Genomic DNA, 24,954 nt, shown 5'->3' on the forward strand with positions numbered 1-24,954 from the left:
CAATGCCGAGACGCTTTCGGGCGCGGACCTTCAGCGGTCCGCGCCTTTTTCATTTCAGCGCTATTCCACCGCCAGCCTGACACCGACCTCTCCCGGCGGCAGGTCGTCCGGCGCGAAATCGACCTCGGGCGCTGGCTCCGAGAGCCCCGCCATGCACATGCGATAGAGCTCTTCGTAACGGTCGACCATCCGCTCCACCCCGAAGCGGGCGACCGCCCGGTCGCGCACGAATTGTCGGTCGCAGTTCATCGCCTTGCGTGCAGCACTCGCGAGCGCGGACACGTCGCCTGCGGGAACAATCACGCCCGCCTCGCCAACGACCTCGCGTACCGCGCCGGAGTCGAAGGCAGCGACGGGCACACCGCATGACATCGCCTCGGCTGCGGCGAGCCCGAAGGGCTCATCCCAGACCGGCGTGAAGAAGCAGACCGACGCCCTGGCGACCTCGGCGCTCAGGTCCTCCGCCGTCAGATTGCCCCCATAGGTGATCTGCGAGCCGAGATAGGGCGCGATGGTGCCGTCGAAATACGCACGATCCTCGATTGGCCCGTAAATCCGCAGCGGCACTTCCGCGATCCGCGCGGCCTTCACCGCCTCGGCGGTGCCCTTGTTGGGAGTGATGCGCCCGAACCAGACCGCCGAGCCATCGGCATGAGGGCAGAAGCCCCAGACGCCGGTGTCGATCCCGTTTGGCACGACATGGAAGGACAGATCGCAGTCGGGCTTGGCCCAACGCTCTCGTTGCGCCCCCGTGCAAACGGTGAAACGACACCATGGCGCGCGGGCATCGTGGACGGCGTCGCGCAGCGTCTCGAGGGGCGGCACATGCAGGGACGTCAGCATCGCGATCCGTTCTCGCCGTGCCAGCCGCGGCGGATAGCGGTGCAGCGAATTGTTGTGAATGATATCGAAGCCACCCGTCTCCAACTTCTGCAGGATGCCCGCGAAGGCGCTGTCGAGATGGGTATCGGGCACATCGGACTCGCGGCCGCCTTTCGACGGATAGGCACTGTCGACATGGTGCTCCGTGACCGGATACAGCTCCACCCCTTCGGGCGGCTGACTGTCGCCCGACGCAAACAGTGTCACCTCATGCCCTCGCGCGACGAGGGCGCCTGCGAGCGCGTAGGAATGAGCCTCCATCCCACCCATGAAGGGCGCCGAAATGGGGTGACGAATTGGGGAAATGATAGCGATGCGCATGTGCCTCCCTTCCCGGAAACGCATGGGCTCCGGGCGATGAACGGGCTGTTTCGGTAATGGGACTTCAATCGTATCGTGTAGGGGAACCAATGGGTGCGACGCTTGTTCCTGCATCGCGGAGCCGATCATGCAGAAAGTCTCGGCTGTTGCCCGATTTCCCCCCGGGGGTCGCGCGCGTCAGTACCCGTCGAGCGGCAGCTTCATGTCGATGATGAGCCAGCCATCCTCATAGCGGCGCTCTTTCTCCGCGCGCAGTTGCATGGCCGAGGCGAGGATCAGGCGCGAGCCGAAGCCCTGTTCGGCGGCCGCGTCGTAATCCGGGACCTGCTCTTTCCAGGTGAGGTGAACGCCGTTCTCATAGGGCTCCCACGTCACATTGATCTGGCCGTCCACGGATCTCAGCGCGCCGTATTTGGCGGAGTTTGTCACCCATTCATGCAAGATCAAGGCCAGCGAGGTCAGCGCCCGCGCGGGGATCATCACTTCTGCGCCCGACAGCAGAATGGTTTGCTCGGCGCGCGCCGGCGCAAGCACCCGCTCCAACAGCCCGCCGAGCGCAACCGGCTGGGTGCTGTCCGTTCGCAGCATCATGGAATGCGCGCGATCGAGGGCGGTCACGCGGCCGCGCAACTCGTCCAGCATCTCCTCTTTGGTTTCGCTCGCGCGGGCCGCGCTGGAAATCATTGCGGAGACGAGCGCGAAGAGGTTCTTGATGCGGTGGTTCATCTCGGCGAGGTGCAGCTCGCGCTCGGCCAGCAACTCCTGCTCGGAGGTGATGTCGAAACTGACCCCGATGACTTTGCGCTGGCCCGCCTGCGCGCGGTATTTTCCGACGCCACGAATCCAGCGCTGCTCGCCGGAGGGAAGGATGATCCGGAAGACCTCGTCATAGATGTCACCCTCGCTCACGGCGCCGTCGAGCGCCGAGAAGACACGCGCGCGGTCCTCCTCGACCTCCCGTGTCCGCACTGCGTCCTGCAAGTCCATCTCTCCCTCGGAGATGTCGAAGAGCAGACGACACGGCTCGTCGATTACCAATCGGCGCGCCTCGACCGAGAATTCCCAGCGGCCGATCCCGGCAATGCCGAATGCGTCCTCGAGGCCGATGGGGGGAAGCGACATGCTGGGGAAACCTCGATACTGACGATGTGCGGGGGAGGATGAGCGGAGCGCGGAGCCGAATGGCCCGGCCCGACACAGTGACCTTTCCTCTGACCGAGTCAACTGCTGTAAACCGCCAGCCCCCGGCACCTATGCCCCCGGCACGGCTCAGACTTCCTGAAGTTCCTGATGCTTCTTGGTTTCGCCGCGACGACGGCGCGCAAAGGCCTAACCGCCGGATCCGCCCCGGAGGCTTAGACCCCTGCGAAAAGCGGCGCGCCGATATAGGAGCCTTTCGGCGCGGCAGGCGGCACCCAGAACAGGCCGGATCCGGTGTGGGAGATGTATTCATTCAGCAGATCCGACGCGCCAAGCCGCCGCTGCAGCGCCTCGAAATGCGCAGGGTCGTTCTGGTAGCTGATGAAGAACAGCCCCGCATCGAGCCGCCCGACCGCATTCAGCCCGCCGGTGAAGTTGTAGCCGCGCCGCAGGATGCGGATGCCGTCATTGGTTTCATGCGCCGACAGCCGAATATGCGCATGCGTCGGGATCACCGACTCGCCTTGCGCGTTCTTCGCCTTGAAATCGGGCGTGTCGAATTCGTTCTCTCCGGTCAGCGGCGCGCCGGTGAGCTTGTGCCGCCCGAAGACGTCATTCTGGTGGCTGACCTGCGCGTTGTCCCAGTTCTCGATATGCATCTCGATCCGGCGCATGACCTGATAGGTGCCGCCATGCTGCCAGTCGGGACCGTCATTGGCCCAGACATGCTGCGCAAACTGGTCGGGCGTGGTGATATTGCGGGTGCCGTCGCGATAGCCAAAGAGGTTGCGCGGCGTCTCCTGCCCTGCCCCGGCCGAGGCGCGCCCGAAGCCGAGCTGGGTCCAGCGCACCGTCGCGGCGCCCGTGCGTTTCGCGATCCGCGCGAGGATGCGCACCGCGTGATAGGCGACCTGCGGATCGTCGACGCAGGCCTGCAGCGAGAGATCGCCGCCGCTGATCTCGGGGCGCAGCGCGTCCGAGGGAAGATCGGCCAGCGGACGCAGATGCGGCGGGGCCTTCGCCGCCAGCCCCATCTCCTTGGAGAAGACGCGCGGGCCAAGGCCCACGGTCACCGTCAGCCCTGCCGGACCAAGCCCAAGCGCCTCGCCGGTCTCGAGCGCGGTGGCCGTGTCGCGGTCGGGCTCTGCCGGACCGACCGGCTGCCCTTCCATCATCAGCCCGATCGAGGCCGACCAGCGCGCGAGCAGCACTTGCAGCGCGCGCGGATCGGTCCCGGTCAGGTCGAAGGCCATGGCCATCAGATGCTGCTGCGGCGGCGTGGCGATCCCGGCCTGCGGCCCGGTGCCGTAAAAGGCGTAGCGCCTCTGGTCCGGATCGGGCATGGCGTCGGGCGCAACCTTGCCGGTCTCCGCCGCCTGCCCCGCCGTGGCGATGGTGCCGCCAAGCGCTGCCGCGCCCAGAAACAGCCCACGCCGCGACAGTCCTGCCGGTTTATCGTCTTGCCCGCGCATCATGGCCTCCTTCGTCTTCAGCTTGCCGTGGCGACTTTTTCAGCGATCCGCGACAGCGGCTCCTGCAGCATCTGGATCGCACGGCTCAGCTTCACCGCGTCGGATTTGCGCAGTTCGGCATCGTAGATCTTGTAGCCGCCCAGAGCGTCGGGATCGCGGTAGTCTTCGAGCATCGTCTGCACATCCGCAAAGCGCTGCGCGATGGTTTCGGCCACGTCCGGATCGATCCGCTTCAGCCCAGGCTCGAGGAAGGCGAAGGCCTGATGCGCACCTTCGATATTGGCCGCGAAGTCCACGAGGTCGATATGGCTATAGGCCTCTTCCTCACCACTGATCTTGCCGCTTTGGACTTCTTCCAGAAGGGCCGCCGCGCCGTTGGCGAGGTCTTCCGGGCGATATTCGATCCCGCCGGACAGATCGGCGAGCATCTTGACGTTCTTCACCAGCTCCGCCGCATAGGCTTTGGTCTCGTCGGTGATTTCACCTTTTTCGAACAGGTCGCGCTCCACCGCATGGAAGCCGTGCCAGCCGACCGCCGGGTCGAGGTTCGAGGCGCGCATGTCGATCAGGTAATCGAGGTTGCCCGAGTTGTCGGTCGGGTCGGTGCCGGGAAGGACGAAGCCTTCGACGTCGGGTTCGATCCGCTCGTAGAACGGACGCGCCTGCGCATAGGCTTCCTTCGCGCCCTCCACGTCGCCTTCGTCCACTTTCGCGGCGAGGCGTTCGCTTGCCGTGACCATCGCGCCGACCATGCCTTCGACGTAATTGGCGTAGCCTGCGGTGCCTTCGTCCAGCAGATCGCCGATCGCGCTTTGCGCGCGCTGCTTGCTCTCGCCGGTCACGGTGAAGGCCACGGTGTCTTCGGCCGCGCCCGGGCAATAGATGCGATAGTCGCCACCGTCGAGCGTGACGGTGAAGCTCGACGCGGGCAGACCGGGGGCGAGGTTCTCTTTCTCGCCGAGGATGCGGCTGTCGGACAGGAGCTCCAGCTCGGAGATCGCGGGGGCGGATTCATTGGTCACCGTGAAGGTAATCGGCCCTGCCGCCGCGCTGTCGTGATCGAGGACACATGCGCCGCCGTTATCGCCGGTCAGCGTGATCGCGACCTGCGCGGCGCCGTTATTCGTGGGCGCATCGGCCAGTGCGGGTTGCGCGAAGAACGCGGTTGCGGCGAGAAGGGGGACAGCGCGGCGGCGCGCGCGGGACGACATGTTCATTGTCAGGCTCCTGTATTTGCTCTGCGGTTTTGGCTTGGTCAGAGGGACCTGGCGGGGAAAAACGGTGCGGGGCGCGCACGGGCGAGCGCGGAGGCCGCCAGTGCGAGCGCGATGAGGAAGAGGATCACGGGCAACTCTCGGGCCCAGAACTGATGCTCGATACGGGCACGGCGCACGGAGCGCAGCGCATCGGCGGCGCCTTGCGCGGCGGCGGGGGCCATGACCCAGGCGCCGGTCGCCATGCCACCGGGGGCCATGTCGACGCGCAATGTGCGCGGCGTCGTCAGCCCGCCACCCGAGAGGCGCAGCGTCACCGCGCTACGGCCCTGCGCATCGAGAAGCGCATCGCCCGCTGTCCAGACGGTCACCTGCTCCAGCCGCGTCCACTCGGCCACGAAAGGCCCGGGGTTGCGCGCGGGGCTGACGCCCACCGGCAGCCGTCCACCCGCGAGCTGCGCAAGCGTGGCGAGATCGATCTGGCCGGGTGCGCCCGCGATCTCAGTCTGGCTCTGCACCTGGCGATGCAGGCTTGGCAGGCCCAGATGCCGCTCCGGCGTAGCCTCGGCGCCCGTCAGATCGACGCGGGTCGCACCTATCTCCAAGGTGCCTCTCTGCAAACGCAGATCGGGCCCGGCGGAGGTGTCGACATCGCCCTCCAGCACACGCGGCGCATGATCGGGCAGCGTCACCTGCGGCTGCGGCCAAAGGGCCGCGATACCGACGGCCAGCGCTGCGAAGGCGACCGCGAGAGAGCCGCGCAGCCATTGAGCCGTGCGGGGATCGGGGCGCAGTGCGCGCGGCCAATAGGTCAGCGCCGCGACCGGGATCAGATAGGCGATCCAGCCCAGCACCTCGATCAGGCGCGGATCGGCGGGAATGCCCAGAACGCCGGTGATCAGCGCCGAGCGCACCGTGCCGGGGGCCACGAGCCAGCTCAGATCGGCGATGCGCTGCTGCCCCGCCAGCAACCAGCCCGCCTCATGGGCGGAGCGCAGCGTCTGCAACACCAGCCCCGCCGCGACGAGGATCAGGAACACGCCGGTCCAACGGAAGAAGCGCCCCAGATTGAGCCGCATCCCGCCCTGCGCGATCGCCCAGCCAAGCACGACCGATGCCGCGAGGCCAAGTGCAGCACCAAGCCCCGCCCAATGTCCGGTCTGCGCGCCCGAGATGGTGGCGAGCAGGAACACGGCGGTCTCGAACCCCTCGCGCAGCACGGCGAGGAAGGCCATCGCCGCAAGTGCGACCCGGCTCCCCTGCCCCAGCGCCGCGTCGGCGTCGCGCTCGATCTGGCCCTTCAGACCTGCGGCGTGGCGCGTCATCCAGAGCACCATCAGCGTCACGAAGACGACCGCAACGGCCGCGATCACGCATTCGAGCTTTTCCTGCGCGCTATGCGGCAAAGCGGCCTCGACCAGCGCGAGCCCCGCGCCAACGCCGACGGCCAGCGCAACGGCGGCGGCGACGCCAAGCCACATCTCGGTCAAACGTTCGCCCCGGGCTCGCAGGAAGGCCGCAATGATCCCGACGATCAGCGCCGCCTCGAGCCCTTCGCGCAGGCCGATGATGAATGTTGCCAACATGCCGTGGGCACCCCGTCGATTCCCGAGTAAATTGATTGGGTATTCGTTAGTGGCGCAGATCGGCGGGCGCAACCCCTTTTCCGAGTAAATTGCTCGGATTCTTGAAGTCGCATTTCTTCGCCCCTGCCGTTGCGGGCGATTTGCAACTTCCGCCATCTTGGGGCAATTCGTGCGGGTCGCCCTCGCAGCGCCGCGCAATCAGGCGGTCCGGCGCAGCGAAAGAGACACGATCCGGGCGCCTGAAGTGGCCCGCATGCAACAATTTCGGAGGCCGTATCTTGGCACAATCGCAAATCGGGCTGATCGGCCTTGGCACCATGGGCGGGATGCTCGCCCTCAATATCGCGGAAAAAGGGTTCGACATTTCGGTGTTCAACCGCACCACCAGCGTCACCAAGTCCTTCCATGAAAACGCGGGCGAGCTGGCGTCGAAAATCACGCCCTGCGAAAATCTCGAAGACCTCGTGGCCTCGATCGCGAAACCGCGCGCGATCATCCTGATGGTCCCCGCAGGCGAGCCGGTCGACCAGCAGATCGCGGCGCTGCGTGCCCATCTCGACGCGGATGATCTGATCATCGACGCGGGCAACGCGAATTTCCACGACACCGAGCGCCGTGCGGAAGAAGCGGCGAAGGCGGGGCCCCGTTTCCTCGGCATCGGCGTTTCCGGCGGCGAAGAAGGCGCGCGCCACGGGCCCGCGATCATGGGCGGCGGCGAGCAGCAGGACTGGGACCGCGTGGCTCCGATCCTCAACGCGATCGCGGCCAAATTCGACGGCACGCCCTGCGCCGGCTTCATGGGCAAGGGCGGTTCGGGCCATTTCGTCAAAGCCGTTCATAACGGGATCGAATATGCCGACATGCAGATGATCGCAGAGACCTATGGCGTGATGCGCGACGGGCTGGGGCTGAACTCGCAGGCCTGCGGCGAGATCTTCGCGAAATGGGACGAAGGCGCGCTGAAATCCTACCTGATCGAGATTTCCGGCAAAGTCGCCCGCGCCACCGACCCCGAGAGTGGCGAGCCGATGCTCGACATCATCCGCGACCGCGCGGGCCAGAAAGGCACCGGCCGCTGGACCGTGATCGAGGCGCAGCATCTGGCGGCCCCCGTGCCGGTGATCGAAGCGGCCGTGATGGCGCGCAACCTGTCGTCGCGGCTCGATGCGCGCAAGCAGGGCGAGGACATGTTCGGCGCGGCTCCCGAGGCGCTGCCTGAGGGCGCGCTAAGCGCGGATGATCTGGAGAACGCGCTGATCGCGGGCAAGATCCTGTGCTACGCCCAAGGCTTCGAGCTGCTGCGCTCGGCCAATGCGCCCTTCGACTGGGATCTGCCGCTGCCCGACATCGCGCTGGTCTGGCGCGACGGCTGCATCATCCGCTCGGCGATGCTCGACGATATGGCGAGCGCGCTGAGCGAGTCGCCCGATCGCAACCTGATGTATGCGCCCTATTTCGCGGATCTTCTGAAGGCGCATCACGGCGCGCTGCGCAAGGTCGTCAGCATTGCCGCGGCCCACGGTCTGGCGGTTCCGGCCCTGTCGATGGCGCTGAGCTATTTCGACACGATGCGCACCGCGCGCGGCACTGCGAACATGATCCAGGGCCAGCGCGATTTCTTTGGCGCGCATGGGTTCGAGCGCACCGACCGCGAGGGTGGCGACTTCCACGGCCCCTGGGCGATGTAAGCGCGCCCGTTTGCTGAAAGATCACCGCCCGCGACCCCAGCAGAGTCGCGGGCGGTTTCCGTTTCGCGGGGCGTCAGACGCCACGAACCATGCACCGCAATCACGAGTTCGTGTACGCCCCAACCGCGTCCGCCCCGCTTGATCCCCATCAAAGTCCTAAAGCACCGAGATCGTTACCCTCTGCGCATGCAAAACGGAGGCCGGGACTGCTATGACACGGGATTTCGAAGGTAAATCAGCTATCGTTACGGGCGCGGGATCAGGGATCGGCGCCGCAATCGCCAAGGAATTGGCGGCGCGCGGGGCCTCGGTCCTGCTGGCCGATCAGAACGCAGACGCGGCCAAGTCCGTGGCCGAGGAAATCCGCAAGGCGGGCGGCACCGCCGAGCCGATGGCCGTCGATGTCACCTCGGCCACCGAGGTCGAAGCGATGGTCGAGAAGGCCGTCGCGACTTTCGGCAAGCTGGATCTTGCCGTGAACAATGCGGGTATCGGCGGACCGCAGGTGCCTTTCGGGGAGTATCCGCTCGACGGCTGGAAGCAGGTGATCGACGTCAACCTGAATGGGGTTTTCTACGGGATGCGCTTCGCGATCGCCGCGATGCTGAAATCGGGCGGCGGCGCGATCGTGAACATGTCCTCGATCCTCGGCTCGGTCGCCTTCCCGAGCGCCTGCGCCTATGTCGCGGCGAAACACGCGCTTCTGGGCCTGACGCGGGCGGCGGCGATCGATCACGCCGCGCAGGGCATCCGCGTCAATGCGGTCGGCCCTGCCTTCATCGAGACGCCGCTTCTGTCGGGACTGGCGCCCGAGGTGAAGGACTCGCTGGTCGCGCTGCATCCGGCAGGACGGCTCGGCACGCCCGAGGAGGTCGCGGCGCTGACCTGCTTCCTGCTGTCGGATGCCGCGAGTTTCGTGAATGGCAGCTATCACCTCGTCGACGGCGGATATACCTCGCGATGAGCACGACGGAAGGGCGGATCATCGCGGTGCGCGGGCCGGTCATCGACGCAAGTTTCGATGGTCCGCTGCCGCCGATCCATTCGATCCTGACGCTGACGGATGACGACATGCCGGGCAGCTTCGAGGTGCATGGCCATCTCGACGCGCATCGGGTGCGCGCGATCGCGCTGCAATCGACGCTCGGCCTGTCGCGCGGGCGCAAATTGCGCGCCACGGGCAAGCCGCTGGAAGTGCCCGTCGGCGAGGCCGTTCTGGGGCGGCTGATGGATGTGACGGGGGCGATGCGCGACGGCGGCGATCCGCTGCCCAAGGGCACGCCTCGACGCCCGATCCACGGCACGCCGCCGCGCCTGTCGGGCAGCGGCGCGGTCACTGCCTTCGAGACCGGCATCAAGGTGATCGACCTGATGCTGCCGCTGGCGCGCGGCGGCAAGGCTGCGATGTTCGGCGGCGCGGGCGTGGGCAAGACGGTGCTGGTGATGGAACTCATCAACACCATGGTCGAGAAATATCAGGGCATCGCGATTTTCGCGGGCGTGGGCGAGCGCTCGCGCGAGGGTCACGAAATGCTCGCCGACATGACCGAGTCCGGCGTGCTCGCACGCACCGCGCTGGTCTATGGCCAGATGAACGAGCCGCCCGGCGCGCGCTGGCGGGTGCCGCTGACGGCCGTTTCCATCGCCGAGGATTTCCGCGACCGCGATCACCGCAACGTCCTTCTGATGATGGATAACGTCTTCCGCTTCGTGCAGGCAGGCAGCGAGGTCTCGGGGCTTCTGGGTCGCCTGCCCTCGCGCGTGGGCTATCAGCCCACCCTCGCGTCTGAGGTCGCCGAGCTGGAGGAGCGTATCGCCTCCGCCGCCGGGGCCTCGGTCACGGCAATTCAGGCGGTCTATGTGCCGGCTGACGACTTCACCGATCCGGCGGTGACCGCGATTTCGGGGCATATGGACAGCTCCATCGTTCTGTCGCGTCAGCTCGCCTCGGAGGGGATTTACCCCGCGATCGACCCGCTTGCCTCGTCGTCGCAACTTCTCGACCCCGAGATCGTCGGGGCGGAGCATTTCCAGCTCGCGGGCGAAGCGCGGGCGCTGTTGGCGCGGTTCCGCGAATTGCAGGACATCATCGCGCTTCTCGGCGTCGAGGAGCTGGGCGCGGCCGACCGGCTCGCGGTGCGCCGCGCGCGCAAGCTGCAACGCTTCCTCACCCAACCCTTCGTCGTGACCGAGGCGTTCACCGGCCAGACCGGGCGCTCTGTGCCGCTGGCCGATACGCTGGAGGGCTGCCGCGCTATCCTCGCAGGCGAGGCGGACGACTGGTCGGATCAGTCGCTCTACATGATCGGCGGGATCGACGAGGCCCGCCAGCGAGAGGAGGCCGCGGCATGAGGCTCACCATCGCCACGCCCCTCGAAATCGTCGTCGACGCCAAGGACGTCACCGCGATCCGGGCCGAGGACGAGAGCGGCGGCTTCGGCATCCTGCCCGGCCATGCCGAGTTCCTCACCAGCCTCAGCATCTCGGTCATTTCCTGGGTGGTCGAGGGCCAACGGCACTATTGCGCGGTGAAGGGCGGTGTTCTTATGGTCGAGAATGGAAGCGATGTCTCAGTCTCGACCCGCGCTGCGGTGACCGGCGATCTGCCCGAGCTGGGCGACACGATCCTGAAACGGTTTCAGGCCGAGGATGACGCCGCGAAGACCAAACAGGCCGACTCCACCCGGCTGCATCTGCTCGCGATCCGGCAGCTGGTGGCGAGCCTCGACGGCGCGCAGGCTCGGAAGGACTGGACATGACCGACTCGCCGGAAGACCCGGAACAGACGGAGGAGCCGATGGAGAGCGCCGCGCGCCGCCACGCCGCCCGGACCGAGAAGGCGCGCCGGGAGGGAGAGATCCCACTGGGCCGCCGCTTGGGCCAGATCGGTGTGCTCGGATGGATCGTCGTGCTGCCGATGCTCGCGGGGGCCGCGGGCGGCAGATGGATCGACCGGAGCGCCCAGTCGGGCATCTTCTGGACCGCCGCGCTGATGATGGTGGGGCTTGTCGTGGGGTGCTGGCTGGGCTGGCGCTGGGTGCAGCAGCAATGAGCGCGGTGGAGTTTCTTATTGGCGCAGGCGCCCTGATACTCGGTATCGGCGTGGGCCTCGTGCATTTCGCGCTGCTGCGGGCGGGCACGGATGCGATGCTTCTCGAAAGCAAGGCGCTGAAGGCGATCGCGCTGACCGTGCTGCGCTTCGGGCTGACGATCGGGGTTCTCGTGGGCTGCGCGCTACTGGGTGCCGTGCCGCTGCTGGCGGCGGCGCTCGGGATCGGCATCGGGCGGATGCTCACCCTGCGACGCGCGAGGTCCGCATGAATTCGCCGCTGGAGACCACCGTGCTGTTCTGGATCGGCCCGGTGCCGATCACGCAACCCGTCGTCACGACATGGGTGATGATGGTGGTGATCGTGGCCGGGTGCTACGCGCTGACCCGAAACCTGAGCCTCAAGCCCCGACGGCGCCAAGCGGCGTTGGAACTGCTGGTGACGGTGCTAGACACCCAGATCCGCGAGACGATGAGCGTAGAGCCCGACCGCTACCGCACTTTCCTCGGCGGACTGTTCCTGTTCATCCTGATCGCGAACTGGTCCTCGCTGATCCCGGGGGTGGAGCCGCCAACCGCCAACCTCGAAACCGACGCGGCCCTTGCGCTGCTCGTCTTCGTTGCGGTGATCGTCTACGGCATCCGCGCGGGCGGCGTGCGCGGCTACCTGCGCAGCTTTGCGATGCCGACGCCGCTGATGATCCCGCTCAACCTCGTCGAGACGCTGACGCGCAGCTTTTCGCTGCTGATCCGCCTGTTCGGCAACATCATGAGCGGGGTCTTCGTGATCGGCATCGTGCTTTCGCTTGCGGGGCTGTTCGTGCCGATCCCCTTCATGGCGCTCGATCTGCTGACCGGCCTTGTCCAAGCCTACATCTTTACCGTCCTCGCCATGGTTTTCATCGCGGCGGCAGTGGCGGAATCCCAAACCTCCCACGAATCCGGAAAGGACTGACTATGGAATATATTGAAGTGGCGAGCGTTATCTCGGCCGCCGCGGCGGTAGCCTTCGGGGCGCTCGGCCCCGCGCTTGGCGAAGGGCGCTCGGTCGCGGCTGCAATGGACGCGATCGCCCGCCAGCCCGAGGCCGCGAACGCGATTTCGCGCACGCTCTTCGTCGGGCTCGCGATGATCGAGACGACGGCGATCTACTGCCTCGTGATCGCGCTTCTGCTGCTGTTCGCCAACCCGTTCATCGGCTGATCATGACACTGGACTGGTGGACGCTCGGGCTGCAGACGCTCAATGCGGCGGTGCTGATCTGGCTTCTGAGCCGGGTGCTTTGGCGCCCGATCGTGAGTGCCATTCAGGCGCGTCAGGCCGAAGCGGATAAGCAATTGAGCGACGCGAGCGAGACCGCGCGCAAAGCCGATGAGGCGAAGGCCCAGGCCGAGGCGGAGCTCGATCAGGTCGGTACGCGCAAGTCCGAGATGCTGGCGCAGGCCCAGACCGAAGCTGAAGCCGCGCGCAAGGCGCTTCTGGATCACGCCCGCGCAGAGGCCGCCGATATGGCCCGCACCGCAGAGGCCGAACGCGCCGCCCGCGCGGAGGAAGCCGAGGCGCGCTATGCCGCCCGCGCCGCCGATCTGGCGCAGCGCATGGCCGAACGGATCGGCGCGCGCCTGTCGCGGCCCGCATTGCTCGAAGCTTACGCAACGGATCTTCTGGCGCAGGTCGCGGCCCTCGACACCGAAGATCGCGCCGCGCTCGGCTCGGAGAAACTCATGCTGCGGATCAGCGAGGCGACAGAGGCCGGTTACGGGGAGGCTTTCGCCGACCGCCTCGGGAAGACCTTGGGCGAAGAGATCCGCCCCGCCATCAAGACGGATGCGGAGCTGATCTGCGGCCTCGCGCTGGAGACCAAGCACCTGCACCTCGAAAGCTCATGGGCCGCCGATCTCGCCCGGATGCGCAAGGAGGTGGCCAATGACACCCAATGATCCCGACGAGTGGCTGGACCGCAGTCTCGAGGCCATCGCGCGTGCGCCGCTCGGTCCCGTCGTGCGCCGCAGCGGGCGGGTGGAGCGCGTGTCCGACGGCGTCGCGATGGTGTCGGGCCTGCCCGAGGCCCGCGCCGGCGAGCGGCTGGTCTTCGAGGGCGGGCAATCGGGCTTCGTCCATGTGCTCGACGAAGAGACCCTCGCGGCGGTGCTGCTCGACGATATCGCGGGCGTCGCGCAGGGCGATGCGGTCACCGGCACGGGCGACGTGATGCGGGTGCCGGTCGGGCCGGAACTGCTGGGCCGGATCGTCGATCCGCTCGGGCGCCCCCTCGACGGGCTCGGGCCCATCACGACCACGGCCAAGCACCCGGTCGAACGCCCCGCCCCGGCGATCATCGACCGCGCGGCGGTGGTGCAGCCGATGCAGACCGGCACGCTGGTGGTGGATGCCCTCTTCGCACTTGGCCGCGGCCAGCGCGAGCTGATCGTCGGCGACCGCGCGACCGGCAAGACGACGATCGCGCTCGACACGATCCTGAACCAGAAGGACGGCGACGTGACCTCGGTCTATGTCGCGATCGGGCAGAAAACCTCCTCGGTGGAGCGCGTGATCGAAACCCTTCGGCGCAACGGGGCACTGGCGCGCACCATCGTCGTGGTGGCCGGGCCGTCGACGCCGCCGGGGATGCAATGGCTCGCCCCGTTCGCAGGCATGACGATGGCCGAAGAACTGCGCGACACCGGCGGCCACGCGCTGATCGTGCTGGACGACCTCACGCGCCACGCCGCCTCGCATCGCGAGCTTGCGCTCCTGACCCGCCAGACGCCGGGGCGCGAGGCCTATCCGGGCGATATCTTCTATCTTCACGCCCGGCTTCTGGAACGCGCCGCACGGCTGTCGGACGCATTGGGCAGCGGCACGCTGACCGCGCTGCCGATTGCCGAGACAGATGCGGGCAACCTCGCGGCCTTCATCCCGACCAACCTGATCTCGATCACCGACGGGCAGATCGCGCTGGACGCCAAACTGTTCAACCGCGGCCAGAAACCCGCCGTGGATGTCGGCACTTCGGTCAGCCGGGTCGGCGGCAAGACGCAGGCGCGCAGTTTGCGCGACGCGGCGGAGTCGATGCGGCTCGATTACGCGCAGTTCCTTGAATTGGAGATTTTCACGCGTTTCGGGGGGATGCCCGATACGCGGGTGAAGGCGCAGCTTGCGCGCGGGCGGGCGGTGCGCGCGGTGCTGGCCCAGATCCAGCACGCGCCGCTGCGCCTCGCCGATGAGGTGGCGCTGGTTCTGGCGGTGCAGACGGGGCTTCTCGACGGGTTGGAACCCGAGCAGATCGACGCCCTGCGCGCGGCGCTGCCCGATGCGCTCGATGCCGCGGGGCTGTCGGGGGCGGATTTCTCTGCCACGCTCAGTGAGGGCCTGCAAGATCAGATCGTGCAATGCCTGAAAGGGCTTTTGCCGGAGCCTGCGAAATGAGCGAGCAGCTTTCCGAGATCGAAGCGCGGATCGGCAGCATCCGCACGCTCGCCTCGGTGATCCGGGCGATGCGCGCCATCGCGGGCGCGCGCGTGCGTCAGACAGAGGGAGAGCTTGCCTCGGTGGATCTGCATGCGGCGACGGTGAGCCGTGCGCTCGACCGGGTCCTGTCGCTCGCGCCCACACCGCCGAAACCCGAAGGGCCGCCGCTCACGGTCCTGTTTCTGGCCGAGCAGGGCTTTGCGGGATCGTTCAACGCCCGGCTTCTGAGCGAGCTGGGCACGCCGCCCGGCGGCCTCGTCGTTGTCGGCACGCGGGGCGCTTCGCTGGCCGCCGAGCAGGGGCTGAGCGCGCTTGCGCAGTTCCCCCTGCCCTCGCACGGCCCGGCGGTTCCGCCCTTCGCCGACCGGCTGGCCGAGACGCTGCTGCAACTGGCCGGGCGCGCCCCGATCGACGCCTTCTACGCTCAGACGGAGGATGGCAGCTGGAAGGCTCGCCGTCGCCGTATCTTCCCCCGCCCGACCCGGTCGACCCCGCCGCCAAGCCAGCCGCCCCTGCTGACGCTGCCGCCCGCGCAGCTTTGCGCGTCGCTCTTTGCCGAGCTGCTGCATGCGGAGCTGTGCCGCGTGGCGTTGCATGCCACGGCGGCGGAAAACACCGCCCGGATGCTCGCCATGGCCTCCGCTCAGGGGATGACCGAACGCAAACTCGACGCGCTGCAACAGACCGCGCGAATTTCGCGACAAGAGTCGGTGACGACCGAGATTCTGGAGCTTTCGGCGGGTGTCACGTCCAGCTGAGTTGAGCCCCCCACAACCCCGGCACGCACACGCATCGCTTGAAAAGCGCGCCCGCATGCAACAAGACTTGGGCTCGAGCAGAAACGAGGCCGATGTGACGCAAGAGATGTCCCCCGAGGCGCAACCCGGGTCGGGAGATGACCCGATCGACATGCGGATCATGGCGATTTTTCCCGAGCTGACCCCCAGCGAGAAACGCCTTGCCGAGGTCGTGCTCGAAGCGCAATCGACGCTGTCGAGCTATACGGCTGCGGAGCTGGCCGAGAGCGCGGGGATTTCCTCGGCCACGGCGGCGCGTTTCTTCAAGCGGCTGGGCTATCGCAATTACAACGAAGCGCGGCTGCATTCGCGGCGCAACGGAAGCTGGGGCTCGCCGCTGAGCGAGTTGAGCGACGGCACCACGCCGGGGCAACTGGCCGATCACTTCGCGCAGGATATGCAGAACCTGACCCGCAGCACCGAGATCCTCTCGGAAGAGGCGGTCGCCGACGCGGTCGAACACCTCGCCTCGGCGCGCCGGATCTGGGTTCTAGGCTATCGGAACTCGCGGGCGCTCGCCATCTATGCCCGCGCCTTGCTGCTCAATCTGAAATCGGACGTGCAGCTACTGCCCTATGAGGGCGCGTCGCTTGCCGAGGATGTCGCGGGGTTCGCGCCGGGCGATGTGCTGCTGGCGATCGGGCTGCGCCGCAGACCGCGGGCGCTGGGAGAGGTGATGACCGTCGCGCGCGAGGCGGGCATCCCGACGATCCTGATCGGCGACCCCACCGTGGCGCAGACCGCACGGCACGCGACGATCACCCTGCGCTGCCACAATCGCGGGCAAGGCATCTTCGACAGCACGGTCGTCGCGATGAGCCTGATCAACTTCCTCTGCTCGAGCCTGGTGGACTCGCTGGGCCCCGAAGTGCGCGCCCGACTCGCCCGGATCGAAGACCTTCATGCGCGTTTCGACGACCTCGGACCGCCCCCGGAGAGCCTTGAGGCGCTCACCAAGGCTGCAAAACAGGGCAAATAGCGCCTAAAAACTGCGCATGGCCCAGATGAAAGCGTATTTTCATTTTTAACGTTTTGTGAAATAATTCTTTCCTGCGAAGGTGACCTCGCCATCTCATGCAGCGAAAGGATATGCCATGGATCGCCGACTATTCCTGAAATCTGCGCTTGCGGGCACCGCTCTCGGGGCGTTCGGCCCGGCGGGACGAGCGCTGGCCGCGACCGACCTTCTGTGGATGACCTGGGAGAACCTCGCGAAAGACGACTATCTCGCGCCCTTCCTCGACAGCCATGACGTCGACCTGACGAAGACCTTCATCGGCACCGATGACGAGCAATTCGCGAAACTGCGCGCCGGCGGGGCCTCCTCGGTGGACCTGATCACGCCCGGTCTCGACAAGGTTTCCTACTATACCGCCTCGGACCTTCTGCAGCCGATCGACTTCGACAAGGTGCCGAACGCGAAGCTTCTCTACGACACGTTCAAGAAGACCGATCTGGGCAAGACGGACGGTCAGACCTACGGCATCCCCTTCTATTGGGGCATCAACCCGATCGTCTACCGCGCCGACCTGATGGATGAAGAGCCCGATTGGTCCGTCTTCTTCGAGGGCGACAAATACAACGGCAAGCTCGCGATGCGCGACTACGCGCTCGAAGGGATCATGATCGCCGCGATGTATCTGGGCATTCCGCGCGACGAAATGTTCACGATGGACGACAAGCAGCTCGCCGAAGTGAAAAAGGTGCTGATGATCCAGAAGAGCAAGCTGCGCACCTACTGGAACTCCATCGGCGACCTGACCAACCTGTTCGCGACCGGCGAAGTGGTCTGCGCCTTCTCCTGGGTGCCGCCCTATTACGACCTGAAGGAAAAGGGTCTCGAGATGGGCATGGCCAAACCCAAGCAGGGCGTCATCGGCTGGTGCGACACGATTGCCGTGCCCAAAGGCGTCGAGGGCGCGCGCCGGGACTCGGTCTTCGAACTGGTGAACTACCTGCTCGGCCCGACTTACGGCAAAATGCTCGCCTATGGCGGTCCTTATGCGCAATCGACCTCCGCCGCGCGCGACGAGATCGACGAAGCCCAGCAGGAAAAGATCTTCATCAAGGACCTGTCGGTGATGGATAACTTCGTCTGGAAGCAAAATCCGCCGCGCTACAACGACTGGGTCGCACTCTGGAACGAAGTGAAGGCCAGCTAAGAATGACCGAGGCAGGTTCCGGGCCGACGGGTGGGCAGGGGCAGACAATGCCCCTGCTCCGCGCGCGTGCCCTGTGTAAGACTTATGGCACCGTGCAGGCCGTGCGCGGTGTGAATTTCCGGCTCGACGAGAATTCCTACGTCACGCTGCTGGGGCCTTCGGGCTGCGGCAAGACCTCGATCCTGCGCATGATCGGCGGGTTCGAGGAGGTGAGCGAGGGGATGCTCGAGCTCGACGGCAAGAAGATCAACGACGTTTCCGCAAGCGCCCGCCCGATCAACACCGTCTTCCAGAGCTACGCCCTCTTCCCGCATCTGAGCGTGCTGGAGAACGTGGGCTTCGGCCTGCGCTACAAGGGGCTGAGCCGCAAGGAAGAGCGCGAAAAGGCCCGCGCTGCGCTGGAAACCGTGCAGATGACCGCGATGGCCGACCGCCGACCGCGCCAGCTCTCGGGCGGGCAGCAACAGCGCGTGGCGCTGGCCCGCGCGATTGCCAACGAGCCGCGCCTGCTGCTGCTGGACGAGCCGCTTTCCGCGCTCGACCGGCGGATGCGCAAGGACATGCAGATCGAGCTGAAAGACCTGCAGCGTCGGCTGAAAATGACCTTTCTCCATGTCACCCACGATCAGGAAGAGGCCTTCGCGCTCTCGGACTGGATCATCGTGATGCGTGACGGGATCATCGAACAACAAGGCGCGCCGGATACGATCTATCGCCGCCCCGAGACCGCCTATGTGGCCGATTTCATCGGTGGCGCGGCCTGCGTGCCGGGCAAGATCACCGACACCGCCATCGGGGCTTATGAGATCGAGACCCCTCTGGGACAGTTCGCGACACCCGGCGTGCGCGGCCTCAAAGCCGGCTCCCCCGCCGTGCTCTGCCTGCGCCCCGAGCAACTGTTCCTCGACCCGCAGGGCCGGATTTCCGCGCGCGTGACCCACGCCGTCTATCGCGGCGCGGAGTGGCTGGTGGAAGCCGAGGCCGCGGGCATCACGCTGGCGCTGACCGTTGGCCATGACGACGTGCCCGAGATCGGTGCGGAGATCCGCATCGGCTTTGACCCCGCGCAGGTCTGGATCGCGCGGACCGAGGCCGAACAAGCGACGGGAGCCAAGCCATGAGCCTGCGAGTCGGCACGCTCCTCGCCGCCCCGGTGACGGCCTTCCTGCTGGCGCTTTGCGTGGCGCCGCTGCTGATCCTGTTCGCCTACAGCTTCTTCCGCGTCGATTTCGTCGCGATCTCCTACGACCCGTCTTTCGCGAATTATGCAAAGATCGCGGGCTCGGCGACCTATCGCGGGCTGATCCTGAAAGCCTTCGGCTCGGGCGCGCTCGTCGTCGCGATCACCGCCGTGATCGGCTACCCGGTCGCGTGGTTCCTCGCAAAACGTGCAGGCGCGATGAAATCCGCGCTGCTGACGCTGCTGCTCGTGCCGCTTTATTCCGGCGACTTGGTGCGGGTGTTTGCGTGGCGCGTACTGCTCGGGGCCGAAGGGGTGATCAACCGCTCGCTGATCTGGGCAGGTGTCACCGACGCGCCCATTCAGGGGCTACTGTTCTCGCCCCTCGCGACCCATATCGCGCTGACCTACAACTACCTGCCCTTCATGGTGATCGGGCTGTGGCTCGCCTTCGAGAGCCTCGATGACGCGTGGCTGGAAGCCGCCGCCGATCTGGGTGCGCGCAGCCCCAGCCGCTTTGCCCGCGTAACCCTGCCGCTGACCTTCCCCGGCCTCGTGGCGGGCGGGCTGATGGTCTTCGTGATGGTGGTCGGCGATTACCTCACGCCGCAGCTGCTGGGCGGGGCCTCGGGGATCACCGTGATCTCGGCGATCAACGACCTCTTCGGGACCGCCTTCGACTGGCCGCTAGGCTCGGCCATCGCCTGGACGATGCTCGCGATCCTGATGGCTTTCTTCGCCGTGGGCGCGATGCTGATCCGTCGCTCCAGCCTTGTGGGAGGGTCCTGACATGTCGCGACTCTCCACGCTTTGGGTCTGGGCGGTCTTCGCCTTCATGTATCTGCCGATCGCGATGATCGCGCTGTTTTCGGTCAACGATTCCAAGATCATGTCGCTGCCGTTTTCGGGCTTCACCCTGAAATGGTATGCCGAGGTGATGGGCGACGGACGTCTGGGCGGGGGCTTCCTGACCACGCTGAGCGTCGCCTTCCCCGTCGCGATCTGCGCGACGCTTCTGGGCGGGCTCGCAGCGCTTGCGATCAGCTTCTACCCGATGCGCGGACGCGGCATCTTCGCGGTACTGCTGCTCGCGCCCTTTCTGATCCCGAAGCTGATCCTCGCCGTGGCGCAGCTGATCATGTTCAACGAGACCGGGGTGGAGCGCAGCCTGCTCACCGTGATCGCCGCGCAGACGGTGATCGTGCTGCCCTTCTCGACGCTGGTGATCGCCTCGGTGCTGATCCGGATCGACCGCGGGCTGCTGGAAGCCGCCGCCGATCTGGGGGCCTCGGGCCTCTCGGCCTTCCGCCGGGTGGTGCTGCCGCTGATGGCGAACGGGCTGATGGCGTCGTGGGTCGTGGCCTTCGTGCTGTCCTCGGCCGAATACGTCCTGACCGCTTTCGTCTCGGGCCGCGCGCAACCGCTTTCGGTGCTCGTCGCCTCCGACTTCCGCTTCGCGCTCTCTCCCTCACTCAACGCGCTCGCCGTGATGATCGTCTTCGGCAACATCGCCCTCGTGGCGCTGGCCGAGCTGATCCGCCGCCGCGCCTCCAAGACAGGGGCCTGAGCGCGATGACCAACCACAAGGACCCTACCATGATTTTCGAAAATGCCCTCGGAGAGGGGCAATCCAACGAGCTCATTCTGAACCCGCATTACGACGCCGCGAAAGGCTATGGGCCCAAGCAGGAAGCCGTTCTGAACGACGCGGCATTCGATCTGGCCAAGCGCACGATTTCTTCGTGGGAAGGCTATGCGCCGACGCCCCTCGTCTCGCTGCCCGCAATGGCGGCAAAGGCAGGCGTGGCCGAGATCCAGTTCAAGGATGAGGGCGGGCGCTTCGGTCTCGGCAGCTTCAAGGCTTTGGGCGGCGCCTATGCAGTGCTGCGGCTTCTGGCGCGCGAGATCGCGAAGGCCAAGGACATTTCCGAGCCCAGCGCCGAAGACATCGTGGCGGGCAAATATGCCGATATCGTCTCGCAACTGACCGTCTGCTGCGCGACCGACGGCAATCACGGGCGCTCGGTCGCATGGGGCGCGCAACGCTTCGGCTGCCGCTGTGTGATCTTCATCCACGCTACGGTCTCGGAGGGCCGCAAGGAAGCGATCGAGGCCTATGGCGCCGAGGTCCGCCGCTGCGCAGGCAATTACGACGACAGCGTCCGCGAGGCGCAGGAGACCGCAACCCGCGAAGGCTGGTTCGTCGTCTCCGACACCTCCTATCCGGGCTATACCGAGATTCCGAAAGACGTGATGCAGGGCTACGAACTGATGGCGGCGGAAGCGGCCGATACGCTTGGCACCCCGCCCACCCATATCTTCATCCAGACCGGCGTCGGCGGGCTGGCGGCGGCGGTCGCGGCGCAATTCGCGCGCCGCTATGGCCCCGAGGCCCCGCGCGTGATCCTTGCCGATCCCGACCAATCGGCCTGCTGGCTCGAGACGATCCGCGAAAGCAAACCCACCGCCGTCGAAGGCGATCTCGACACGCTGATGGCGGGTCTGGCCTGCGGCGAGGTCTCGCTGCTGGCGTGGGACGTGCTGGAGCCCCTGACCTTCGCGGTGATGTCCGTGGCCGACCCGGATGCCGTTGCGGTGATGCGCGCGCTGGCCAATCCCGAGGGGGGCGATCCGCCCGTGGCCGCCGGAGAATCCGCCGTGGCGGGGCTCGCCGCCTTCCTTGCCGCCGCCGAGAATGAGGAGGCGCGCGCAGCCCTCGGGATCGACGCGAACTCGCGCATCCTGTGTTTCGGCACGGAAGGCGACACCGACGCCGCGCTGTTCAAAACCCTCGTCGGCCGCAGCGCTGCTGAAGTTCGGGGCGCGGCATGAGTATCGCGATCGACATCGAGCGCCTGATGGCGCGATTGGAGCGGCTGGGACAGATCGGAGCCCTGCCCGGCGGCGGCGTGAAGCGGCTCGCACTTTCCCCAGAAGACGCCGAAGGCCGCGCCCTCGTGATGCGCTGGATGTGCGACCTCGGGCTCGAGATCACCACGGATGTCATCGGCAATTGCTGGGGCATCCGCGCGGGCGAGGAAGACGGCCCGCCGGTCGTGATGGGCTCGCATATCGATACGGTCGCGACGGGCGGTCTCTATGACGGCAGCCTCGGCGTGTTGGCCGGGCTGGAGGTGATCGAGGCGCTCAATGCGGCTGGCGCGCGCACCCGCCGCCCCGTTGCGGTCGCGTTCTTCACCAATGAGGAAGGCGCGCGCTTCGCCCCGGACATGATGGGCTCGGGCGTGGCGCAAGGCGCGCTGCCGTTCGACGAGATGCTGGAGGTGGAAGGCATCGACGGGGTGCGCCTGCGCGATGCGCTCGCCGCCATCGATGCCGCAGGCCCCGCCCCGGTCGGCGCGCTGAAACCCCATTGCTATCTGGAGCTGCATATCGAACAAGGCCCGGTGCTGGAAACCGAGGAGCTGCAGATCGGCGTCGTCACCGGCGTGCAGGGCATTTCCTGGACCGAGATCACCGTCACAGGCGCCTCCGCCCATGCGGGCACGACGCCGATGGCGCTGCGCCACGATGCAGGCGCGGTGGCGGCACGGATCGCTGTCGAGGCGCAGCAGATCGCTGCAGATCACGGCCCGCCGCAGGTCGCGACCGTGGGGCGTATGCGGGTTTCGCCCGATCTGGTGAACGTGGTGCCGCAGGAAGCGGTGATGACCGTCGATCTGCGCCATACCGACGAGGCCGTGCTGCAGAAGGCCGAGACCCGGCTTTGGCGCGCCGCGCAGGATTTCGCACGCGCTGGGGGCTGCGCGATCACCCGCCGGACGCTGGCCCGCTTCGAGCCGGTGGAGTTCGACCCCGCATTGGTGGACAGCGTCGAGGCCGCCGCCCATGCGCGCGGTCTGGGCCATCGCCGGATGCCCTCGGGCGCAGGCCATGACGCGCAGATGTTCGCGCCGAACTGCCCTTCGGCCATGATCTTCGTGCCCTCGCAGGACGGGGTCAGCCACAACATTCACGAATATACCGCCCCCTCGGACATCGCGGGCGGGGCACAGGTGCTGATGGATGTCGTCTGCCAGCAGGCGGAGCTTCAGGACGCGCCCGAATTTCAAACGATCGAGACAGGACAATTGCCATGACCCGCAAATTCATTGCCGCCGCCGCCCAGCTTGGACCGATTGCGCGTGACGAGCCGCGCGCCTCCGCCGTGGCGCGGATGCAGAAGCTTTTGATCGACGCCCATCGGCGCGGCGCGGAACTGGTCGTCTTTCCCGAACTGGCGCTGACCACCTTCTTCCCGCGCTGGCTGATCGAGGACGAGGCCGAGCTCGACGCATTCTATGAAACCGAGATGCCGAATGCGGAGGTGCAGCCGCTGTTCGATACCGCCCGCGACCTCGGCGTCGGCTTCTATCTCGGCTATGCGGAGATCGCCTTCGAGAACGGCCAGAAGCGCCGGTTCAACACTTCGATCACCGTCGACAAGACCGGCCAGATCATAGGCAAATATCGCAAGATCCACCTGCCCGGCCATCCGGAATACGAAGACTGGCGCCCCTTCCAGCATCTGGAGAAGCGCTATTTCGAGCATGGCAATCTGGGCTTTGGCGTCTTCGACGGGTTCGGCGGCAAGCTGGGCATGTGCCTGTGCAACGACCGCCGCTGGCCCGAGACGTTCCGCGTGTTGGGGCTGCGCGGGGCGGAACTGGTGATGCTGGGCTATAATACACCGGTGCATTATCCGCTCGCGCCCGAGCATGACCATCTGCAGGACTTCCACAACCACCTGTCGATGCAGGCGGGGGCTTATGCGAACGGGTGCTGGGTGATCGGCACCGCGAAAGCGGGACGTGAAGAGGGCTGCGACCTGATCGGCGGCACGTGCATCATCGCGCCCACCGGCGAGATCATCGCCAAGACCCAAGGGTTCGGCGATGAGCTGGCGATGGCCGAAATCGACCTCGACCGCTGCCGCGAGCTGCGTGAGAACGTCTTCAACTTCGCGCTTCACCGCGAGCCGGACGACTACCGCGACATCTGCGCGGGATAAGCAATGTTAAGTGTCGGGGTTACCGATCAGTGCAGCGGCGCATTCGAGGCCGCGAGCTGTTCCGCATAGGCGCCCCGAACCTTGAGCGACGAGAGCATCGGTTGGGACTGCATGATGTATCCCTCGAGGAAGGTGACGAGGGCGATGCGCCACCGGCGTTCGATCTCGATATAGGGATCGGAGGTAGCGTAGGAACTCACGTTGACGGAGACCGAGAATTTCTGCGGGTCGAAAGTCGCGCGTTGGTCGAGCAATTCGGTGCGCAAGGCCGGGGTGAACACCTTTTCCGGCTGCGCCAGCGTCGCCAGGCCTTTCAAGTCGATCGAGTCGCCGAGAGCGTCGCGAGTGTCGTCCTGGAAATTAAGGGAGAATTTGCCCACTTCAGCCACACCGCGCTCATCAAGCTTAACCAACAATTCAAGCGACACGTGTTTAACATTCATAATCAATACCTCCGTTGGACGCGAGTGGCTCCGAATGGACCTGTGCGGCTCGCCGACGAGGGCTGGATCACATGCAAGAGCGGCGATGTTGTGACTTGAATTGGGCAACTATGTCAAAGTTAGTTTCTGACGCTGCGTGACCTTTCGAGCTGACTAGTAGGCCTCCATCTGCGGGGCCTGCCATCGAGAAAATGCCCTAACGGCAATCGTCCGCTTATACGGCGGAGCAAATCCTCTGCGTGGCACCGCTGCGTCAGTGATGCCAAATACGTCAGCAGCAAAAGAAAAATATTGTCGCGCCCCACGGTGCGCCCCAAATAATTGAACTGGTCCGTTCATTTTGAGGACCCGAGTCGTTTTGAAAGGAACCCGACATGCAAAGCCCGATGAAGAAAAAAGCCGTACTCGCTCTGGTCGCATGCTGCGCCATGGGCATTCTGGCCGCCTGCACCCAAACCGAGGGCACGGCGACCGCTGCAAACGTTCCGAACATGGAGGCGAACATCGAAAACCCGATGTAAGCGATCGGAGCCTTTTC

Annotated in this window: 26 protein-coding genes; 20 read left to right on the top strand and 6 right to left on the bottom strand. The window is 66.2% G+C overall.

The genetic code is table 11. The features are described from left to right. Window positions 1-60 precede the first annotated feature (60 nt). The 5 genes from F8R15_RS01955 to efeU all read right to left on the bottom strand — a co-directional run bounded on the left by F8R15_RS01955 (window position 61) and on the right by efeU (window position 6,615). Window positions 61-1,332, bottom strand: a complete 1,272-nt coding sequence (locus F8R15_RS01955; protein ID WP_152843183.1) for a glycosyltransferase — start codon at window positions 1,330-1,332, stop codon at window positions 61-63. Between the two features lie 48 nt (window positions 1,333-1,380). Beyond that, the gene (locus F8R15_RS01960; RefSeq protein ID WP_152843185.1) at window positions 1,381-2,325 is read right to left on the bottom strand and encodes a sensor histidine kinase; all 945 of its coding nucleotides are present in this window, start codon (window positions 2,323-2,325) and stop codon (window positions 1,381-1,383) included. Between the two features lie 233 nt (window positions 2,326-2,558). Next, window positions 2,559-3,815: a Dyp-type peroxidase gene (locus F8R15_RS01965; protein WP_152843187.1), complete on the bottom strand. Its 1,257-nt coding sequence runs from the start codon at window positions 3,813-3,815 to the stop codon at window positions 2,559-2,561. A gap of 17 nt (window positions 3,816-3,832) precedes the next feature. Continuing rightward, a complete protein-coding gene (gene efeO / locus F8R15_RS01970; protein WP_216644088.1) occupies window positions 3,833-5,032 on the bottom strand; it encodes an iron uptake system protein EfeO in 1,200 nt (399 codons plus the stop codon). A gap of 38 nt (window positions 5,033-5,070) precedes the next feature. After that, window positions 5,071-6,615, bottom strand: a complete 1,545-nt coding sequence (gene efeU / locus F8R15_RS01975; RefSeq protein WP_172976142.1) for an iron uptake transporter permease EfeU — start codon at window positions 6,613-6,615, stop codon at window positions 5,071-5,073. A gap of 278 nt (window positions 6,616-6,893) precedes the next feature. Here efeU and gndA point away from each other — a divergent pair, with 278 nt between their 5' ends. The 19 genes from gndA (at window position 6,894) to F8R15_RS02070 (ending at window position 23,973) form a co-directional block, all read left to right on the top strand. Further along, window positions 6,894-8,303 carry an NADP-dependent phosphogluconate dehydrogenase gene (gndA, locus tag F8R15_RS01980; protein ID WP_152843191.1) on the top strand — a complete coding sequence of 470 codons (1,410 nt, stop codon included), beginning with the start codon at window positions 6,894-6,896 and terminating at the stop codon, window positions 8,301-8,303. 211 nt (window positions 8,304-8,514) lie between these two features. Continuing rightward, on the top strand, window positions 8,515-9,267 hold the full coding sequence (locus tag F8R15_RS01985) for an SDR family NAD(P)-dependent oxidoreductase (protein ID WP_078539901.1): 753 nt from the start codon (window positions 8,515-8,517) through the stop codon (window positions 9,265-9,267). Beyond that, window positions 9,264-10,655: a F0F1 ATP synthase subunit beta gene (atpD, locus tag F8R15_RS01990; protein WP_134331597.1), complete on the top strand. Its 1,392-nt coding sequence runs from the start codon at window positions 9,264-9,266 to the stop codon at window positions 10,653-10,655. The genes F8R15_RS01985 and atpD overlap by 4 nt, the downstream gene beginning before the upstream one ends. Then, a complete protein-coding gene (locus tag F8R15_RS01995; RefSeq protein ID WP_078569625.1) occupies window positions 10,652-11,062 on the top strand; it encodes a F0F1 ATP synthase subunit epsilon in 411 nt (136 codons plus the stop codon). Before atpD ends, F8R15_RS01995 begins: the two co-directional genes overlap by 4 nt. After that, on the top strand, window positions 11,059-11,355 hold the full coding sequence (locus tag F8R15_RS02000; protein WP_152843193.1) for an AtpZ/AtpI family protein: 297 nt from the start codon (window positions 11,059-11,061) through the stop codon (window positions 11,353-11,355). Before F8R15_RS01995 ends, F8R15_RS02000 begins: the two co-directional genes overlap by 4 nt. Window positions 11,356-11,360: 5 nt before the next feature. Continuing rightward, window positions 11,361-11,624 carry an ATP synthase subunit I gene (locus F8R15_RS02005; RefSeq protein WP_172976143.1) on the top strand — a complete coding sequence of 88 codons (264 nt, stop codon included), beginning with the start codon at window positions 11,361-11,363 and terminating at the stop codon, window positions 11,622-11,624. Then, window positions 11,621-12,307: a F0F1 ATP synthase subunit A gene (locus F8R15_RS02010; RefSeq protein WP_152843197.1), complete on the top strand. Its 687-nt coding sequence runs from the start codon at window positions 11,621-11,623 to the stop codon at window positions 12,305-12,307. The genes F8R15_RS02005 and F8R15_RS02010 overlap by 4 nt, the downstream gene beginning before the upstream one ends. A gap of 2 nt (window positions 12,308-12,309) precedes the next feature. Further along, window positions 12,310-12,555, top strand: a complete 246-nt coding sequence (locus F8R15_RS02015; RefSeq protein ID WP_078519861.1) for a F0F1 ATP synthase subunit C — start codon at window positions 12,310-12,312, stop codon at window positions 12,553-12,555. Between the two features lie 2 nt (window positions 12,556-12,557). Continuing rightward, entirely contained in the window at window positions 12,558-13,292 is a 735-nt protein-coding gene (locus F8R15_RS02020; RefSeq protein ID WP_152843198.1) for an ATP synthase F0 subunit B, read from the top strand. Next, on the top strand, window positions 13,279-14,781 hold the full coding sequence (locus F8R15_RS02025; RefSeq protein WP_152843200.1) for a F0F1 ATP synthase subunit alpha: 1,503 nt from the start codon (window positions 13,279-13,281) through the stop codon (window positions 14,779-14,781). Before F8R15_RS02020 ends, F8R15_RS02025 begins: the two co-directional genes overlap by 14 nt. Beyond that, the gene (locus F8R15_RS02030) at window positions 14,778-15,581 is read left to right on the top strand and encodes a F0F1 ATP synthase subunit gamma (protein ID WP_172976144.1); all 804 of its coding nucleotides are present in this window, start codon (window positions 14,778-14,780) and stop codon (window positions 15,579-15,581) included. Before F8R15_RS02025 ends, F8R15_RS02030 begins: the two co-directional genes overlap by 4 nt. A gap of 55 nt (window positions 15,582-15,636) precedes the next feature. Further along, the gene (locus F8R15_RS02035) at window positions 15,637-16,599 is read left to right on the top strand and encodes a MurR/RpiR family transcriptional regulator (RefSeq protein ID WP_152843204.1); all 963 of its coding nucleotides are present in this window, start codon (window positions 15,637-15,639) and stop codon (window positions 16,597-16,599) included. 115 nt (window positions 16,600-16,714) lie between these two features. After that, a complete protein-coding gene (locus F8R15_RS02040) occupies window positions 16,715-17,782 on the top strand; it encodes a substrate-binding domain-containing protein (RefSeq protein WP_078519866.1) in 1,068 nt (355 codons plus the stop codon). Window positions 17,783-17,829: 47 nt separating this feature from the next. After that, on the top strand, window positions 17,830-18,903 hold the full coding sequence (locus F8R15_RS02045; RefSeq protein ID WP_152843206.1) for an ABC transporter ATP-binding protein: 1,074 nt from the start codon (window positions 17,830-17,832) through the stop codon (window positions 18,901-18,903). Further along, window positions 18,900-19,751, top strand: coding sequence for an ABC transporter permease (locus tag F8R15_RS02050; protein WP_078539912.1), 852 nt, complete (start codon window positions 18,900-18,902; stop codon window positions 19,749-19,751). Before F8R15_RS02045 ends, F8R15_RS02050 begins: the two co-directional genes overlap by 4 nt. Before the next feature lies 1 nt (window position 19,752). Next, window positions 19,753-20,529: an ABC transporter permease gene (locus tag F8R15_RS02055; protein WP_078599613.1), complete on the top strand. Its 777-nt coding sequence runs from the start codon at window positions 19,753-19,755 to the stop codon at window positions 20,527-20,529. Window positions 20,530-20,558: 29 nt separating this feature from the next. Further along, window positions 20,559-21,794: a diaminopropionate ammonia-lyase gene (locus F8R15_RS02060; RefSeq protein ID WP_152843208.1), complete on the top strand. Its 1,236-nt coding sequence runs from the start codon at window positions 20,559-20,561 to the stop codon at window positions 21,792-21,794. Then, complete coding sequence (locus F8R15_RS02065) at window positions 21,791-23,062, top strand: Zn-dependent hydrolase (protein WP_152843210.1); 1,272 nt, start codon at window positions 21,791-21,793, stop codon at window positions 23,060-23,062. The genes F8R15_RS02060 and F8R15_RS02065 overlap by 4 nt, the downstream gene beginning before the upstream one ends. Next, the gene (locus F8R15_RS02070; RefSeq protein WP_152843212.1) at window positions 23,059-23,973 is read left to right on the top strand and encodes an N-carbamoyl-D-amino-acid hydrolase; all 915 of its coding nucleotides are present in this window, start codon (window positions 23,059-23,061) and stop codon (window positions 23,971-23,973) included. The genes F8R15_RS02065 and F8R15_RS02070 overlap by 4 nt, the downstream gene beginning before the upstream one ends. A 26-nt stretch (window positions 23,974-23,999) precedes the next feature. Here F8R15_RS02070 and F8R15_RS02075 read toward each other — a convergent pair whose 3' ends face one another. Next, window positions 24,000-24,416, bottom strand: a complete 417-nt coding sequence (locus tag F8R15_RS02075; RefSeq protein ID WP_152843214.1) for a hypothetical protein — start codon at window positions 24,414-24,416, stop codon at window positions 24,000-24,002. Between the two features lie 374 nt (window positions 24,417-24,790). Between F8R15_RS02075 and F8R15_RS21380 the strand changes: the two genes are divergently transcribed. Then, a complete protein-coding gene (locus tag F8R15_RS21380; protein WP_172976145.1) occupies window positions 24,791-24,937 on the top strand; it encodes a hypothetical protein in 147 nt (48 codons plus the stop codon). Window positions 24,938-24,954: the final 17 nt, after the last annotated feature.

The sequence above is a fragment of the Thioclava sp. JE_KL1 genome (assembly GCF_009296265.1).
GTDB lineage: Bacteria > Pseudomonadota > Alphaproteobacteria > Rhodobacterales > Rhodobacteraceae > Thioclava.

Excerpts from the sequence above, each read along its gene's own strand:
- F8R15_RS02035 (WP_152843204.1), top strand. The coding sequence starts at position 15,637 with ATGCAACAAGACTTGGGCTCGAGCAGAAACGAGGCCGATGTGACGCAA.
- F8R15_RS02015 (WP_078519861.1), top strand. The coding sequence starts at position 12,310 with ATGGAATATATTGAAGTGGCGAGCGTTATCTCGGCCGCCGCGGCGGTA.
- F8R15_RS02040 (WP_078519866.1), top strand. The coding sequence starts at position 16,715 with ATGGATCGCCGACTATTCCTGAAATCTGCGCTTGCGGGCACCGCTCTC.
- efeU (WP_172976142.1), bottom strand. The coding sequence starts at position 6,615 with ATGTTGGCAACATTCATCATCGGCCTGCGCGAAGGGCTCGAGGCGGCG.
- F8R15_RS02065 (WP_152843210.1), top strand. The coding sequence starts at position 21,791 with ATGAGTATCGCGATCGACATCGAGCGCCTGATGGCGCGATTGGAGCGG.
- F8R15_RS02055 (WP_078599613.1), top strand. The coding sequence starts at position 19,753 with ATGTCGCGACTCTCCACGCTTTGGGTCTGGGCGGTCTTCGCCTTCATG.
- efeO (WP_216644088.1), bottom strand. The coding sequence starts at position 5,032 with ATGAACATGTCGTCCCGCGCGCGCCGCCGCGCTGTCCCCCTTCTCGCC.
- F8R15_RS01955 (WP_152843183.1), bottom strand. The coding sequence starts at position 1,332 with ATGATCGGCTCCGCGATGCAGGAACAAGCGTCGCACCCATTGGTTCCC.
- F8R15_RS02070 (WP_152843212.1), top strand. The coding sequence starts at position 23,059 with ATGACCCGCAAATTCATTGCCGCCGCCGCCCAGCTTGGACCGATTGCG.
- F8R15_RS02020 (WP_152843198.1), top strand. The coding sequence starts at position 12,558 with ATGACACTGGACTGGTGGACGCTCGGGCTGCAGACGCTCAATGCGGCG.
- F8R15_RS02030 (WP_172976144.1), top strand. The coding sequence starts at position 14,778 with ATGAGCGAGCAGCTTTCCGAGATCGAAGCGCGGATCGGCAGCATCCGC.
- F8R15_RS02045 (WP_152843206.1), top strand. The coding sequence starts at position 17,830 with ATGCCCCTGCTCCGCGCGCGTGCCCTGTGTAAGACTTATGGCACCGTG.
- F8R15_RS02010 (WP_152843197.1), top strand. The coding sequence starts at position 11,621 with ATGAATTCGCCGCTGGAGACCACCGTGCTGTTCTGGATCGGCCCGGTG.
- F8R15_RS01960 (WP_152843185.1), bottom strand. The coding sequence starts at position 2,325 with ATGTCGCTTCCCCCCATCGGCCTCGAGGACGCATTCGGCATTGCCGGG.
- F8R15_RS01965 (WP_152843187.1), bottom strand. The coding sequence starts at position 3,815 with ATGCGCGGGCAAGACGATAAACCGGCAGGACTGTCGCGGCGTGGGCTG.
- F8R15_RS02060 (WP_152843208.1), top strand. The coding sequence starts at position 20,559 with ATGATTTTCGAAAATGCCCTCGGAGAGGGGCAATCCAACGAGCTCATT.
- F8R15_RS02075 (WP_152843214.1), bottom strand. The coding sequence starts at position 24,416 with ATGAATGTTAAACACGTGTCGCTTGAATTGTTGGTTAAGCTTGATGAG.
- F8R15_RS02025 (WP_152843200.1), top strand. The coding sequence starts at position 13,279 with ATGACACCCAATGATCCCGACGAGTGGCTGGACCGCAGTCTCGAGGCC.
- F8R15_RS01995 (WP_078569625.1), top strand. The coding sequence starts at position 10,652 with ATGAGGCTCACCATCGCCACGCCCCTCGAAATCGTCGTCGACGCCAAG.
- F8R15_RS21380 (WP_172976145.1), top strand. The coding sequence starts at position 24,791 with ATGCAAAGCCCGATGAAGAAAAAAGCCGTACTCGCTCTGGTCGCATGC.
- F8R15_RS01985 (WP_078539901.1), top strand. The coding sequence starts at position 8,515 with ATGACACGGGATTTCGAAGGTAAATCAGCTATCGTTACGGGCGCGGGA.
- atpD (WP_134331597.1), top strand. The coding sequence starts at position 9,264 with ATGAGCACGACGGAAGGGCGGATCATCGCGGTGCGCGGGCCGGTCATC.
- F8R15_RS02000 (WP_152843193.1), top strand. The coding sequence starts at position 11,059 with ATGACCGACTCGCCGGAAGACCCGGAACAGACGGAGGAGCCGATGGAG.
- F8R15_RS02050 (WP_078539912.1), top strand. The coding sequence starts at position 18,900 with ATGAGCCTGCGAGTCGGCACGCTCCTCGCCGCCCCGGTGACGGCCTTC.